Below are 14,830 nucleotides of genomic sequence, written 5' to 3'. Positions count from 1 at the left end.
AACCCCTAATTATTAAGGTAATAAAATGACTACAGTTTCAATGCGCGACATGCTTAAAGCCGGTGTTCACTTCGGTCACCAGACTCGTTACTGGAACCCAAAGATGAAGCCTTTCATCTTCGGCGCTCGTAATGGTGTTCACATCATCAACCTAGAGCATACTGTGCCTATGTTCAATGAAGCACTTGCTTTCATCAGCAACGTTGCATCAAAGAAAGGTAAAGTTCTTTTTGTTGGTACTAAGCGTGCTGCAAGCGAAGCTATCAAGGAATCTGCTATTTCTTGTGACCAGTACTATGTTGATCACCGCTGGTTAGGCGGCATGTTGACTAACTGGAAAACAGTTCGTCAATCAATCAAGCGTCTTAAAGACCTTGAAAGCCAGTCAATTGACGGTACTTTCGACAAGCTTACTAAGAAAGAAGCGCTTATGCGTACTCGTGAGCTTGAAAAGCTAGAAAAGTCTCTTGGTGGTATCAAGAACATGGGCGGCCTACCTGACGTTATCTTCGTTATCGGTGCTGACCATGAGCATATCGCTGTTAAAGAAGCTAACAACTTAGGCATTCCAGTTGTAGCTGTTGTTGATACTAACTCTTCACCAGACGGTATCAACTACATCATTCCAGGTAATGATGATGCTATGCGTTCTATCCGTTTGTACACTGAGTCTGTTGCTGCTGCCGCTAAAGCTGGCCGTGGTCAAGATCTTGCAGTACAAGCTGAGCAAGACGGTTTCGTAGAAGCTGAGTAATTTGGCTTGATGCTAAGGCATCTCCAAAATTAACTAAGCGACATGATAGGAAAACAGGGGCGCTTTTCACCTTAGGTGGTAACTGCCCCTGTTTTATATCAATTGAATTTTAGACTTATCTGTAGAGGATTTAACAATGGCAATTACTGCTGCCCAAGTTAAAGAACTTCGTGACCGCACTGGCGCTGGCATGATGGATTGTAAGAAAGCATTGACTGAAACTGATGGTGACATCGAGCTTGCGATTGATAGCATGCGTAAGAGTGGTGCTGCAAAGGCTGCTAAGAAAGCAGGTAACATCGCTGCTGAAGGCACAATTCTTATTAAGAATGGCGAAGGTTTCGCTGCTCTATTAGAAGTTAACTGTCAAACTGACTTCGTAGCAAAAGACGCTAACTTCCTAGCATTTGCTAACTCAGTACTAGAAGTTGCTTCAGCTTCAAAAGTGACTATCGAAGATCTGAAAGCTCAGTTCGAAGAGACTCGTGTTGCTTTAGTCACTAAAATCGGTGAAAACATCAACGTTCGTCGCGTTGAGTACATCGATGGTGCAAATCTTTCTTCTTACCGTCACGGTGAGCGAATCGGTGTTGTTGTTGCCGGTGAAGCTGACGAAGAAACACTAAAGCACATTGCAATGCACGTTGCTGCTTCTAAGCCAGAGTTCGTTAACCCTGAAGATGTTCCTGCTGATCTTGTTGAAAAAGAGAAAGCACTTCAGATCGAAATCGCGATGAACGAAGGCAAGCCTGCAGAGATTGCTGAGAAAATGGTTTTCGGTCGTATGAAGAAGTTCACTGGTGAGATCTCTCTTACTGGTCAAGCTTATATCATGGAACCTAAGAAAACTGTTGGTGCAATTCTTAAAGAGAAAAACGCTACAGTTTCAAATTTCGTTCGTTTAGAAGTTGGCGAAGGTATCGCGAAGAAAGAAGAAGATTTTGCTGCTGAAGTAGCTGCACAAATCGCTGCTACTAAGGCTTAATCTCCTTTTGTAAGCACTCCTAAGACCGCGGCACTTGCTGCGGTCTTATTGTATTATTTTACCTATCGGCAAAAAATCAGGACTATAAAAAATGAGCACGAATCCTAAACCTGCATTTCGACGTATTCTTCTTAAGCTTAGCGGTGAAGCCCTAATGGGCGATGAAGGCTTTGGTATCGATCCTAAAGTATTAGATCGTATGGCTCAGGAGATAAAAGAACTGGTTGAGCTTGGTCTTCAGGTAGGTGTAGTTATTGGTGGTGGTAACTTATTTCGTGGAGAAGGTCTAGCACAAGCTGGCATGAACCGCGTTGTTGGCGATCATATGGGAATGCTTGCAACAGTGATGAATGGCTTAGCCATGCGTGATGCTTTGCACCGCGCATATGTGAATGCAAGATTGATGTCAGCTATCCCACTTAAAGGTGTGTGTGATGACTACAATTGGGCTGAAGCGATTAGCTTGCTAAAGTCGGGACGTGTTGTTATTTTTGCTGCAGGAACAGGTAATCCTTTCTGTACGACTGACTCTGCTGCGTGCTTACGTGGAATTGAGATTGAAGCTGAAGTCGTTATTAAAGGGACTAAAGTTGACGGTGTTTATTCTGATGACCCAGTTAAGAACCCTGATGCAGTAAAATATGATGAAATGGGTTACGATGAAATTCTTGAAAAAGAATTAAAAGTGATGGATCTTGCTGCATTTACCATGGCCAGAGATCACAATATGCCAATATTAGTATTTAACATGAATAAGCCCGGCGCCCTTCGTAGAGTCATTATGGGTGAGAAAGAAGGCACTATGATTAAATCTGCGCAATCAGTCCAATAACGATGTTGTAGCTTCTAGTCAAACTATAACTTTGACTGGATGTACCTATGAATAAGAATTTAGTGACTCATTTAAAGGATATTTAACGTGATAAACGAAATTAAATCAGATGCTCAAACACGTATGGCTAAATGTGTAGAAGCCACTAAAACACAAATGGCTAAAGTTCGTACAGGCCGCGCACATCCAAGTCTTTTAGACTCAATTAAGGTTTCTTACTACGGTTCAATGACACCCCTTAAGCAAGTGGGTAACGTGACAATCGAAGATGCTCGTACATTGGCAATTTCTGTTTTTGATAGCTCTATGATTCAAGCGATTGAAAAAGCAATTATGAGTTCAGATCTAGGTTTGAACCCTATGTCTGCAGGTGCCGTTATTCGCATTCCACTTCCAGCTCTGACAGAGCAACGTCGTAAAGACCTTATCAAGGTTGTACGTGCTGAAGCTGAGAATGGCCGTATTGCGGTACGTAACGTACGTCGTGATGCAAATTCAGATGTTAAAGATTTAGAGAAAGACAAAGAGTGTACAACCGATGATGTACACCGCACTGAAGATGAAATTCAAAAAATTACCGATGCTCAAATTAAGCATATTGACGAGATCTTGTCTGCAAAAGAAGCAGAGTTGATGGAAGTCTAATCTAGAGCGAAGAAACTAGAGTTCAGACGCCGTGTAGCGGTATACTACACGGCGTTTGTTATTTTAAGGGTTGTATTAGATGTCGATCGATTCCCAGTCTAGCTCTGAATTCTCCTCTGAAGAGATCGCTGAGCTTGTTAAACAGTCTACACCAAAGCACGTAGCTATTATTATGGATGGCAATGGGCGTTGGGCACAGGCTCAAGGGAAACCTCGAGTCATGGGGCATAAGGCGGGAGTTAAAACGGTTCGACGTGCAGTGAGCACTGCCAGAGAGATGGGGATAGAGTCGCTTACTTTGTTCGCTTTTTCGAGTGAAAACTGGCGCAGACCTGATAAAGAGGTCACCTTGCTGATGGAACTGTTTTTCACTGTGCTGCAACGTGAAATCAAGTTACTACATAAAAACGGCGTTAAGCTCAACATTATTGGCGATATCAGTCGATTCTCGGCTCGTTTACAGAAACAGATCGCTGCCGCTCAAACCAAAACAGCAGACAATACCGGGATGATTTTAAATGTTGCAGCGAACTATGGTGGTCGTTGGGACATCATGCAAGCAGCACAAGCATTAGCCAAAAAAGTTGAAACTGGTGAAATGACCAGCAGTCAGTTCACTGAAAAGGCATTAAGTGCGCATTTAAGCATGCAAAATCAAGCCGAAGTTGATTTAATGATACGTACAGGCGGAGATTACAGAATTAGTAACTTCGTTTTATGGCAAGCTGCTTATGCTGAGCTTGTTTTTACCGATACATTATGGCCTGATTTTGATGAGCATGCGTTCAAGCATGCAGTGGCCACGTTCGCGTCTCGTCAGAGACGATTTGGTCTGACAGGCTGCCAGATAGAATCAATGCAGTCTGAGTAATAAATTTAGAGGGATATTTTTTTGCTAAAACAACGAATAATAACAGCAATTTGGTTAATCCCCTTGGTTTTGGGAGCTGTGTTTTTGCTTCCTACAGGATATTTTGCCTGGGCACTTGTTCCGGTATTCCTGATCGCAGCCAAGGAGTGGGGACAAATAATCGATAAGCGTTGTCAAATGACGCAGTGGAGCTTCACTATCACCATAGGTGTTTTGCTCATCGCACTGAATCTATTTGTGCCGAGTGATGAGCTTTGGTTTAAAGGCCATCTTCACCCCGTCATTCTGTCTATCATCTTAATTGGTGCGCTGTGGTGGGCAATTTCATTTCTATTAGTTATTTCATTTCCGAAAAGCGCTACTCTTTGGCAAAATAGTCATATGTTCAAGTCTATGTTTGGCCAACTCACTCTTATTCCGTGCTTTGCTGCTTTGATAGCGCTGAAAGGCTTGAGTTCCAGTGTCGAACCTTACTATGGCGGCACATTGGTCTTTTTGGTTATGCTGGTGGTATGGGCGACAGATAGTGGTGCTTACTTTGCTGGTAAAGCCCTTGGGCGAACTAAGTTAATGCCGAATGTGAGCCCAGCTAAAACGATTGAAGGATTAGTCGGCGGCTTGCTCACAAGCATGATTATTGTCTTTGGTGTGATGACTTTTTCACCTGAACAAGAGCTAGGTTTAGTTATCTGTGTGACACTCTTTGTCGCCATCGTCTCTGCTGTTGGAGATCTATCCGAGAGTATGTTCAAACGAGTGGCCGAAATTAAAGATTCAGGTACTATCTTGCCGGGACACGGTGGCATACTCGATAGAATAGACAGCCTAACAGCTGCTTTACCTGTATTTACACTTATCTATATCGCATTTTGGATGTAATTTGATGCAACAGATGGTCATACTTGGCGCAACCGGATCGATTGGTGCGAGCACATTAAGTGTTATTACTAGCAACCCTGAAGCTTATTCAGTTTATGCTTTAGTGGCAAATACCAATGTCGATAAGATGCTAGCTCTGTGTCTTGAGCACAAGCCTAAAATCGCACATATGGTCGATGGCGTTGCAGCAAGCGAGCTAAAGTCTCGTTTACCTGCACACTTGCAGCTTGAGGTGACCACCGGCGAAGACGAATTATATGACCTAGTGACGAAATCCTGTGTTGATACCGTAATGGCAGCCATTGTTGGCGCAGCAGGCTTGTTGCCTACGCTAGCCGCTGTCAAGGCTGGAAAGCGAGTCTTACTTGCTAATAAAGAGTCTCTGGTGATGTCCGGTCGCTTGTTTATCGATGCAATGAGAGAGTCCGGTGCACAAGTATTACCCGTCGATAGTGAGCATAATGCAATATTTCAGGCCATGCCTGAGCCTATCCAACAAAGTATTGGTGTCTGTGATCTTGATGCTGCAGGGATATCACATATCCTGCTAACGGGATCAGGTGGACCTTTTCTGACTTCCCCTCTTGAGTCTTTAAGTGCCATGACGCCAGAGCAAGCTTGTAAGCATCCGAACTGGTCGATGGGACGTAAGATATCTGTAGACTCAGCAAGCATGATGAACAAAGGGCTTGAGTACATCGAAGCTCGCTGGTTATTTAATACTAAACCGGAACAACTAAAGGTTGTTATTCACCCTCAGAGCGTTGTCCACTCCATGGTTCAGTACCGAGACGGTTCAGTTTTAGCTCAGTTAGGAAATCCTGACATGCGTACACCGATTGCTCATTGCATGTCTTATCCAAAGAGAATTACATCCGGTGTTGAACCTTTGGACTTTTTTACAGTCGGAAAACTAAGCTTTCTGCAACCTGATTATAAACGTTTCCCATGCCTATCTTTAGCGATAGAAGCCTGTAAACAAGGTCAAGAAGCAACGACGATACTCAATGCTGCTAATGAAATATCAGTTGCAGCATTTTTAGAAAACAAGTTAAAGTTTACTGATATAGCCAAAATCAATGAACAGTGTTTAAGCCAAGTCTCTATGTCTTCATTAGAAACGATAGATGACATCATAGCGCTAGATACCCAAACACGTCGCTATGCTTTAGACTTGGTCACAAAAATTTAACAACTAAAAGGATTGGAATGATCGACTTTCTATGGAACTTAGGTTCCTTTGTAATCGCCTTAGGCATTTTAATTGCTGCACATGAATATGGTCACTTTTGGGTGGCTAGACGTTGTGGTGTGAAAGTTGAGCGTTTCTCTATCGGTTTTGGCAAGGCTATTTGGCGAAAAGTGGGTAAAGATGGAACTGAGTACGTTTTAGCGATGATCCCGCTTGGTGGGTACGTCAAAATGCTCGATGAGCGTGTCGATGATGTCCCCGATGAGCTCAAAGACCAAGCATTTAATCGTAAGAGCGTGTGGCAGAGAATAGCCATTGTTGCTGCTGGACCATTGGCCAACTTCTTGTTTGCTATCGTTGCACTCTACGTCATGTACCTCATCGGTGTGCCATCAATTAAGCCTGTCATCGATGCGACTCGTCTCGACTCTCCTGCGGCGCAGATTCAAATTAATGAACCTATGTTAATAACGTCTGTCGAAGGTACACCTGTCAAGAATTGGGAAGAGGTGACTTATGCGTTGGTGAGTCAGATCGGTGAGCCTAAAATTGCTATCACCTTAAGCCCTTTGGAACATAGCGGACAGCCATTAGATAGCTCGCTGGGAACAAAGTACAGTTTAGATACGAGAAACTGGGTATTTGACCCAGATAAAGAATCGCCTATTTCATCTCTAGGTTTAGATATTTATAGACCTGCAATTACTCCTGTTTTAGGATTAGTCAGTCCAGAAGGCGCAGCTGCGGCAGCTGGAATGCAAGTTGGAGATACCTTAGTCGCCGTTGATGGTGAGCCATATGTGGCGTGGGATGATTTTGTTGCCAAGATAAAAGCATCGGCGAATAAAGCCGTTGTTATCACTATTAGGCGTGCTGGCGAACAGTTACAGCTAAAAGTGACGCCTAGTGAGCGTAAAGGTGCTCAGGGACAAATTGAAGGTGTGATTGGTGTTGCACCCACCCAGGCTGATTGGCCTGAGAGTATGAAACTTCAGCTAGAATATGGCGTTTTAGATTCTTTTGGCGTTGCAGTCGATAAAACATGGCAACTTATCTCTGTCAGCTTTAAGATGATTGGCAAGTTAATCACAGGTGACTTGTCTGTTAAGAATTTAAGTGGACCAATATCCATTGCACAAGGTGCGGGTAGCAGTGCCAATTATGGTTTGGTTTACTTTTTAGGTTTTCTTGCGTTAATCAGTGTTAACTTAGGCATTATTAATTTATTGCCTTTACCAGTGCTTGATGGAGGACACCTGATGTATTACTTCATAGAAGTGATCACAGGAAGGCCTGTACCGGAGAAGGTACAGGAAATTGGATTCAGATTTGGGGCAGCCATGCTGCTGATGTTGATGAGTGTAGCGCTTTTCAACGATTTCTCCCGACTCTGAGCAAGGACACACACATAATTAGAAGTGCTCTATGAGATTTAATAAACTTTTTGCCTCGATGGTATTAGTCGGTGCGTCTTTATCAGGGAACGGTTGGGCAGAAACATTCCAGCCTTTTGAAGTCACAGATATTCAAGTTCAAGGACTACAGCGTGTAGCTCTTGGTGCAGCCTTACTGACAATTCCTGTCAAGGTTGGTGATACTGTCGATGAACTTAAGCTTCAACAAGCCATTAAAAGCTTGTATGCCTCGACGAACTTTGAGCATATCGAAGTGAGTCGCGATGGTGACGTGTTAGTCGTTACCGTCAAAGAGCGTCCTACTATCAGTTCTGTTACTTTCGACGGTAACAAAGACATCAAAGATGAGCAGCTGCAAGAGAGCTTAGATGGTTCCGGGGTTAAAGTGGGTGAGTCGTTAGACAGAACCATGCTATCCGGTATCGAAAAAAGTTTGCAGGACTTTTACTATGGTGTGGGTAAATATGGCGCCAAAGTAGAAGCTCAAGTTGTTGATTTGCCTCGTAATCGAGTGGAATTGCAATTTACGTTTACTGAAGGTCTAGCCGCTGAGATTAAGCAGATAAATGTTGTAGGCAACGAAGTCTTCACAGATGCTGAGTTAATCGGCATGCTAGAACTCAAAGATTATGTTGCTTGGTGGGATCTGTTTGGTGAACGTCGCTATCAGAAGCAAAAATTACAAGCGGATCTTGAGACGGTAAAGACCTTTTATCATAACCGTGGTTATATTCGTTTCGATGTGACTTCGACTCAAGTCGCTATGACGCCGGATCGTAAAGGCCTGTATATCACTATCAATGTCGACGAAGGCGAACAGTACAAGGTTAAAGAAGTTAACCTAACTGGTGACCTTATGGGACGTGAGAAAGTGATGAAAGCTATTCTCCCTATTAAAGTGGGCGATATGTATAACGGCGCAGATGTGACTTTTGCTGAAGAGATGTATGGCAAATATCTGGGCCGATTTGGTTACGCTTATCCTGAAGTGAAAACGTACCCTGAAATTGATGATGAGACCAAAGAAGTGAGTCTTAACGTTAATATCAAGCCGGGCAAACGTGTCTATGTACGTAGTATCAACTTCTCTGGTAACCAAGTCACTAAAGATGAGGTCATGCGTCGTCAATTACGTCAGATGGAAGGGGCTTGGTTAAACTCAGCGCAAGTTGAGCTTTCAAAGGGTAACCTTAACCGTCTTGGCTATTTTGAGACCGTAGATACCGAAACCGTCCAGGTACCGGGTACCGATGATTTAGTCGATGTTGCCTTTACGGTAAAGGAGCAACCTTCAGGTTCCTTTAATGCCGGTGTCGGTTACGGTACTGAATCGGGTATGAGTCTGCAGTTTGGTGTTCAGCAGAGTAACTTCTTAGGCACTGGTAACCAAGCGGGTATTAACCTTAATACCAACAAATATTCTAAGAACGTGAATCTATCCTTCACTGATCCTTATTTCACCAAAGATGGCGTGAGTTTAGGTGGAAGTATCTACTGGAATGAGTTTGATGCTCAAGAAGCTAACTTAGAAGCTTATAAAAACAGTTCATACGGTATCGCAATAAACTCAGGTTTCCCAATCAACGAGTATAACCGTATCAACGGTGGCATAGGTTATCGTTACAACTCGATCTCTGAGATATCAGCCTATGAGCAGGCGCTTAGATTCTATAATATCTATCGTGATGCCGACGATCCGAATGCCGATCTGGCCTTCCATAACTTTGAAGCTAATCTAGGCTGGTCTCGTAGTACATTAAACCGAGGTACTTTCCCATCGGATGGTTCATCGCAGCGTTTAAGTACTAAGATGACGATTCCAGGCTCAGATCTGCAGTATTTTAAAGCCGATTTTACTACAAGCTTTTACCAGCCTCTTACCAGAAGTCATAATTGGGTCATGTTGGCTAAGGCAAGGGTAGGTTATGGTAATGGTTATGGTCAGTTTAATGATAACGACCAAATCTTACCTTTCTGGGAGAACTATTACTCAGGCGGTAGTAGCTCATTGCGTGGCTTTAAGTCGAACTCTGTTGGACCTCGTTCATTCTATCTATATCGTGGTAGTGAGCCATGTTCACCAGATCCATCGGGTGATGGCTGTACGCTGCCAGGGGATCCGAATAAGATCCAGGTCAATGACGGTCGCTCAATTGGTGGTAACGCGATAGCGACTGCAAGTATTGAGATGATTGTACCGACACCATTCTTGGACGAAGCATACACCAACTCGGTACGTACCAGCTTCTTCTTTGATGCCGGTAACGTGTGGGATACCGAATTTGATTATGATTCATATCGATACCTTCCAGCACATGAGTTTGATAAGCTAGAAGATTACGCAGATCCAAGTCGAATTCGTGCCTCTGCAGGCATGAGTGTGCAATGGCTATCACCGATGGGACCTATGGTGTTTAGTTTAGCTTGGCCTGTTAAGGAGTACGAGGATGATGAAACTGAGATCTTCTCGTTTAATATTGGTAAAACTTTCTAAATTAACACCGTTTAATAACAGAATAATCGGCAAGTTTTGCTGAACAAAGGAGTATATTGTGAAAAAGATGTTTAATCGCGCGATGATGGTTTTGGTTCTTCTTAGTGCACCGATTGTGGCACAGGCAGAGAAGATAGCAGTTGTTGATATGCAAGCCGTTTTCGAGCAGTTGCCACAACGTGAGCAAGTAAGCAAGACGCTTAAGACTGAATTTGGTGACCGTGTGGCTAGCGTGCAGAAAATGCAAGAAGAACTACGCACTATGCTAGAGACTCAACAGCGTGACGGTGCACTGATGAGCGCCTCTCAGAAAACGGATATGGTTCGCAAGATGGAATCGATGAAGTCTGAGCTACAACTTAAAGGTAAAGCGTTAGACGAAGATATGCGTCGCCGTCAAGGTGAAGAGCAGAACAAATTATTAGTTAAAGTTCAGCAGGCGATTAACACTATTGCTGAAAAAGAAAGCTATGACATGGTACTTCAACGTGGTGCTGTTATCTATGTTAAGCCAACAGCAGATATCAGCAGCAAAGTTGTCGATGCACTTAGTAAAGGTTAATGATAAAGGCTAATCATTGATGAAAAGCTACACCTTAAAAGAGTTGGCGCAACAGTTAAATGCTGAAATCCAAGGTGATGAGACACTAGTTATTGCTAGTGTCGCAACCTTAGAAAATGCAGGAGACGGCCAGCTCTCGTTCTTAGCCAATTCAAAATACCGCGCTCAATTGGATTCAACCCAAGCGAGTGCGGTGTTGATCTCGGCGAAAGACGCAGCAGAGTACAAGGGTAATGCACTCATTTTAAATGACCCATACGTTGGTTTCGCTCGTACCTCTCAATTATTTGACACTACACCCAAAGCGGCATTAGGTATAGATTCTACAGCGGTCATTCATCCTACTGCAAAGTTAGGTGAAGGCGTGGCCATTGGACCCAATGCGGTCATCGGTGAAAATGTCATTTTAGGTGAACAGGTTCAAATTGGTGCCGGAAGCGTTGTGGGACAAGACTGTATTATCGGATCAGGCACACGCCTTTGGGCAAATGTCACTGTTTACCATAATGTTCATCTTGGTCAGGATTGTATTATCCATTCGAGTGCGGTGTTAGGTTCAGATGGTTTTGGTTATGCAAACGAGCGTGGCAAGTGGATTAAAATTCCTCAAACCGGTGGCGTACGTATCGGAGACCGGGTAGAAATTGGCGCGAGCACAACTGTCGATCGTGGTGCGATTGAGCACACAGAGATCCACGATGGGGTCATTCTCGATAACCAGGTTCAAATTGCTCACAATGATATTATTGGTGAGAATACTGCAATAGCGGCGAACTCGGCCATTGCAGGCAGTACTAAGATAGGTAAGCACTGTATTATCGGCGGACATAGCGCTGTTGCTGGTCACTTAAGTATCGTTGATGGAACTCATATCTCTGGTGCCACAAACGTGACCAGTATTATACGAGAACCTGGGGTCTATACTTCTACAACCATAGCAATGAATAACAAGCAATGGCGTAGAAATACAGCAAGATTCAGACACCTTGATGAATTATTTCAGCGTGTTAAAAAGCTTGAAAAATTGAATAATACAGATAAGTAACTGCCTTATGGCAGCCTAAGGACAAATTAGTGTCAAATGAACTGAATACTATGGATATCAAAGAGATCATGAACTCTTTGCCCCATAGATACCCTTTTTTATTGATTGACCGGGTTTTAGATTATACGCCGGGTGAAACGTTACATGCGATCAAAAACGTCACTATCAATGAACCTTTTTTTCAGGGACATTTCCCGGTTCAACCTGTGATGCCTGGTGTGTTAATTCTAGAAGCTATGGCCCAAGCAACTGGGCTGTTGGCTTATAAATCTATGGAAGCTGCAACAGAGGAGTCTCTCTATTACTTCGCTGGCATAGATAAAGCGCGTTTTAAGCGTGTGGTCGAGCCTGGTGATCAACTACACTTTGTAGTTAAGTTAGTTAAAGAGCGCCGCGGGATAGGGGTGTTCACCGGTGAAGTCCGAGTTGATGGTGAGCTAGTATGCTCGGCGCAAATCATGTGTGCTCGTAGAGAGATTAAAAAGTGATAGATAAATTAGCGTTTGTACACCCTGATGCCAAGATTGGTAACAATGTCACCATCGGTCCTTGGAGCTATGTGGGTCCAGGTGTCGAGATCGGTGACGATTGTTGGTTAAGTTCTCATGTCGTTGTCAAAGGACCGAGTGTCATTGGCAAAGGTAATAAGATCTTTCAATTCGCCTCAGTCGGTGAAGATTGCCAAGATAAAAAGTATGCGGGTGAACCTACGCGTTTGATCATGGGTGATAATAATGTCATCCGTGAGTCGGTCACAATCCATCGTGGTACGACACAAGATAAGGGCGAAACGGTTATCGGATCTAATAACCTGTTTATGGCCTATGTGCATATTGCTCACGATTGTGTCATTGGCAATAACGTGATTATGTCCAACAGTGCCTCAATTGCTGGTCATGTCCATGTCGGTGATTTTGCGATATTAGGTGGCCTCACGGGTGTTCACCAATTTGTTCATATTGGTGCTCATGCTTTCACTGCTGGATATTCATTGATCCTGCAGGATGTTCCGCCATTTGTAATGGCTTCAGGTCAACCTGCTATTCCGCGTGGCCTTAACAGCGAAGGTATGAAGCGTCGTGGTTTCTCTAAAGAAAGCCAGCTTGCTGTTCGTAGAGCCTATAAGACTATTTATCGTAAAGGTCTGACAGCCGATGAAGCGATTGCTGCGTTATCGGAAGAAACTGATGATGAACAGGTGAAGCTAATGGCTGATTTTGTTTCGCAATCGAATCGTGGCATTATCCGTTAGATTTATTCCTACTAGAGCCTGTTTTCATACAGGCTCTGTTTTTCTCCCCTATTAAGACAAAGACTCGCTATCTATGAGTGATACAAAACAAAAGATATTTGCAATGGTTGCCGGGGAGATCTCTGGCGATATTTTAGGTGCAGGTCTCATTCAGGCATTACAAGCCCATTATCCAGATGCCCGCTTTATTGGTATCGGTGGCCCCCGCATGGAGTCCTTAGGTTTTGAATCGCTCTTCTCATACGAAGAGCTGGCTGTAATGGGGATCGTTGAAGTGCTTTCAAGGCTGCCACGCCTATTAAAAGTGCGTAAAATTCTAATCAATGAAATATGCGCGATTCAACCTGACTGCTTCATCGGTATCGATGCTCCGGATTTTAATATTGGCTTAGAGTTAAAACTCAAAAAACGCGGCATCAAAACTGTCCATTACGTCAGTCCATCAGTTTGGGCGTGGCGACCAAAACGTATTTTCAAAATCGCAAAAGCCACTGATATGGTTTTATCTTTATTGCCTTTTGAAAAAGCGTTTTATGATAAGCATCAAGTGCCTTGTACTTTTGTCGGCCATACGTTGGCTGATGATATTCCTCTAGAGAGCGACAAGTTAGCAGCTAGGCGTGTCTTAGGCTTAGAGCCTGAGGCTGAGTACCTAGCAATCCTTCCTGGCTCGAGAGCTGGGGAGTTAAAGCTGCTAGCGGAGCCTTTTGTAAAAGCAGCATGTTTAATTAAACAAAAGTACCCAGATATTAAATTTGTTACCCCGCTAGTTAATGCTAAGCGCCGTGAACAGTTTGAAATGACGCTTAAAGAGCATGCGCCAGCGCTGGATATCACGTTAATTGAAGGTCAATCTCGGGAAGTGATGGCTGCATCGGATTACATCTTACTCGCTTCAGGTACGGCAACATTAGAAGCCATGTTAGTTAAGCGGCCTATGGTGGTTGCATATCGAGTCAGCCCTATTACTTATAAAATAGCCAAGTGCATGATGAAGATAGCGTATTACTCGCTACCAAATTTGCTATCAAATCAGGAATTAGTCCCCGAGTTTATACAAGATGATTGTACCGAAGATAAAATTGCTGCTGCAATTGCGTGTCAGATGGATAAAGATTTCACTCCGGTTAAAGAGCAGTTTACATGCCTACATAAGCAGCTGAAATGTAATGCCAGTGTGCGTGCAGCTGATGCCGTGCTTAAGTTAATTTAGACATCTTTCATTTATTTCGTAGGTATTTATTATGGCTATCTTTAAAGGCATTACAGCTGAGCAGATAGAAGCTTTAACGGTAGACTTATATGCAGGTGTCGACGAAGTCGGCCGTGGTCCTTTAGTTGGCAATGTGGTAACCGCCGCAGTGATCCTCGATCCTAATAATCCCATCTTAGGTCTGAATGACTCCAAGAAATTATCAGAAAAAAAACGTGAAGCGCTATTCACTGAGATATATGAAAAAGCGTTAGCAGTCAGTATTGGGCACGCAACACCTGATGAGATCGATGAATTAAATATTCTTCATGCCACTATGCTTGCCATGCAGCGAGCGGTTGCCGGATTAGAGCTCAAGCCGAGCAGTGTTTTAGTCGATGGGAATCGAACCCCAAAATTCCATCATGGTAAGGCCAATGACATTATTGCTGCTAGCCACGCCATTATTAAAGGCGATGGTTTGATAGCGGCAATAAGCGCTGCATCTATTATTGCCAAGGTCATCCGCGATCGAGAGATGGATCTGCTCGATATGGAACATCCTCAATATGGCTTTGCTAAACACAAAGGTTACCCGACTAAAGCGCATTTTGAAGCACTGAAAGTTTATGGTGTCTTGCCTGAGCATAGAAAGAGCTTCAGACCTGTAAAGGAACGATTAGCTCAGGACTCATGACCTAGTTGTTATTAT

15 protein-coding genes are annotated in these 14,830 nt (G+C 43.5%); all 15 read left to right on the top strand.

Going from position 1 to position 14,830, the window contains the following annotated elements:
- Positions 1-25 precede the first annotated feature (25 nt).
- The 15 genes from rpsB (at position 26) to rnhB (ending at position 14,815) form a co-directional block, all read left to right on the top strand.
- Positions 26-754 (top strand): 30S ribosomal protein S2, encoded by a 729-nt coding sequence (rpsB, locus tag FM038_RS17020; RefSeq protein WP_142874521.1) that lies wholly within the window; start codon positions 26-28, stop codon positions 752-754.
- 136 nt (positions 755-890) lie between these two features.
- The gene (tsf, locus tag FM038_RS17015) at positions 891-1,739 is read left to right on the top strand and encodes a translation elongation factor Ts (protein WP_142874520.1); all 849 of its coding nucleotides are present in this window, start codon (positions 891-893) and stop codon (positions 1,737-1,739) included.
- Positions 1,740-1,830: 91 nt separating this feature from the next.
- Complete coding sequence (pyrH, locus tag FM038_RS17010; RefSeq protein WP_142874519.1) at positions 1,831-2,571, top strand: UMP kinase; 741 nt, start codon at positions 1,831-1,833, stop codon at positions 2,569-2,571.
- An 87-nt stretch (positions 2,572-2,658) separates the two neighbouring features.
- Complete coding sequence (frr, locus tag FM038_RS17005; protein WP_142874518.1) at positions 2,659-3,216, top strand: ribosome recycling factor; 558 nt, start codon at positions 2,659-2,661, stop codon at positions 3,214-3,216.
- Positions 3,217-3,295: 79 nt separating this feature from the next.
- A complete protein-coding gene (locus FM038_RS17000; RefSeq protein WP_142874517.1) occupies positions 3,296-4,087 on the top strand; it encodes an isoprenyl transferase in 792 nt (263 codons plus the stop codon).
- Positions 4,088-4,108: 21 nt separating this feature from the next.
- Positions 4,109-4,966: a phosphatidate cytidylyltransferase gene (locus FM038_RS16995; protein WP_142874516.1), complete on the top strand. Its 858-nt coding sequence runs from the start codon at positions 4,109-4,111 to the stop codon at positions 4,964-4,966.
- Positions 4,967-4,970: 4 nt separating this feature from the next.
- Complete coding sequence (ispC, locus tag FM038_RS16990; protein WP_142874515.1) at positions 4,971-6,158, top strand: 1-deoxy-D-xylulose-5-phosphate reductoisomerase; 1,188 nt, start codon at positions 4,971-4,973, stop codon at positions 6,156-6,158.
- A gap of 17 nt (positions 6,159-6,175) precedes the next feature.
- Complete coding sequence (gene rseP, locus FM038_RS16985; RefSeq protein WP_142874514.1) at positions 6,176-7,552, top strand: sigma E protease regulator RseP; 1,377 nt, start codon at positions 6,176-6,178, stop codon at positions 7,550-7,552.
- A 31-nt stretch (positions 7,553-7,583) separates the two neighbouring features.
- Positions 7,584-10,067 carry an outer membrane protein assembly factor BamA gene (gene bamA / locus FM038_RS16980; protein ID WP_142874513.1) on the top strand — a complete coding sequence of 828 codons (2,484 nt, stop codon included), beginning with the start codon at positions 7,584-7,586 and terminating at the stop codon, positions 10,065-10,067.
- 67 nt (positions 10,068-10,134) lie between these two features.
- Complete coding sequence (locus FM038_RS16975) at positions 10,135-10,629, top strand: OmpH/Skp family outer membrane protein (RefSeq protein WP_142874817.1); 495 nt, start codon at positions 10,135-10,137, stop codon at positions 10,627-10,629.
- Positions 10,630-10,648: 19 nt separating this feature from the next.
- Positions 10,649-11,674: a UDP-3-O-(3-hydroxymyristoyl)glucosamine N-acyltransferase gene (gene lpxD / locus FM038_RS16970; RefSeq protein ID WP_142874512.1), complete on the top strand. Its 1,026-nt coding sequence runs from the start codon at positions 10,649-10,651 to the stop codon at positions 11,672-11,674.
- Between the two features lie 29 nt (positions 11,675-11,703).
- Positions 11,704-12,162 (top strand): 3-hydroxyacyl-ACP dehydratase FabZ, encoded by a 459-nt coding sequence (gene fabZ / locus FM038_RS16965; RefSeq protein ID WP_142874511.1) that lies wholly within the window; start codon positions 11,704-11,706, stop codon positions 12,160-12,162.
- Complete coding sequence (lpxA, locus tag FM038_RS16960; RefSeq protein WP_142874510.1) at positions 12,159-12,926, top strand: acyl-ACP--UDP-N-acetylglucosamine O-acyltransferase; 768 nt, start codon at positions 12,159-12,161, stop codon at positions 12,924-12,926. The genes fabZ and lpxA overlap by 4 nt, the downstream gene beginning before the upstream one ends.
- A gap of 73 nt (positions 12,927-12,999) precedes the next feature.
- The gene (gene lpxB, locus FM038_RS16955; RefSeq protein WP_142874509.1) at positions 13,000-14,139 is read left to right on the top strand and encodes a lipid-A-disaccharide synthase; all 1,140 of its coding nucleotides are present in this window, start codon (positions 13,000-13,002) and stop codon (positions 14,137-14,139) included.
- Between the two features lie 31 nt (positions 14,140-14,170).
- The gene (gene rnhB, locus FM038_RS16950) at positions 14,171-14,815 is read left to right on the top strand and encodes a ribonuclease HII (RefSeq protein WP_142874508.1); all 645 of its coding nucleotides are present in this window, start codon (positions 14,171-14,173) and stop codon (positions 14,813-14,815) included.
- Positions 14,816-14,830: the final 15 nt, after the last annotated feature.

This window comes from Shewanella eurypsychrophilus (assembly GCF_007004545.3).
Classification (GTDB): domain Bacteria; phylum Pseudomonadota; class Gammaproteobacteria; order Enterobacterales; family Shewanellaceae; genus Shewanella; species Shewanella eurypsychrophilus.
This window is presented reverse-complemented; position numbering and strand designations above follow the sequence as displayed.

Coding starts and splice junctions, on each gene's coding strand:
- rpsB (WP_142874521.1), top strand. CDS start 26: ATGACTACAGTTTCAATGCGCGACATGCTTAAAGCCGGTGTTCACTTC.
- tsf (WP_142874520.1), top strand. CDS start 891: ATGGCAATTACTGCTGCCCAAGTTAAAGAACTTCGTGACCGCACTGGC.
- pyrH (WP_142874519.1), top strand. CDS start 1,831: ATGAGCACGAATCCTAAACCTGCATTTCGACGTATTCTTCTTAAGCTT.
- FM038_RS17000 (WP_142874517.1), top strand. CDS start 3,296: ATGTCGATCGATTCCCAGTCTAGCTCTGAATTCTCCTCTGAAGAGATC.
- ispC (WP_142874515.1), top strand. CDS start 4,971: ATGCAACAGATGGTCATACTTGGCGCAACCGGATCGATTGGTGCGAGC.
- rseP (WP_142874514.1), top strand. CDS start 6,176: ATGATCGACTTTCTATGGAACTTAGGTTCCTTTGTAATCGCCTTAGGC.
- bamA (WP_142874513.1), top strand. CDS start 7,584: ATGAGATTTAATAAACTTTTTGCCTCGATGGTATTAGTCGGTGCGTCT.
- FM038_RS16975 (WP_142874817.1), top strand. CDS start 10,135: ATGTTTAATCGCGCGATGATGGTTTTGGTTCTTCTTAGTGCACCGATT.
- lpxD (WP_142874512.1), top strand. CDS start 10,649: ATGAAAAGCTACACCTTAAAAGAGTTGGCGCAACAGTTAAATGCTGAA.
- lpxB (WP_142874509.1), top strand. CDS start 13,000: ATGAGTGATACAAAACAAAAGATATTTGCAATGGTTGCCGGGGAGATC.
- rnhB (WP_142874508.1), top strand. CDS start 14,171: ATGGCTATCTTTAAAGGCATTACAGCTGAGCAGATAGAAGCTTTAACG.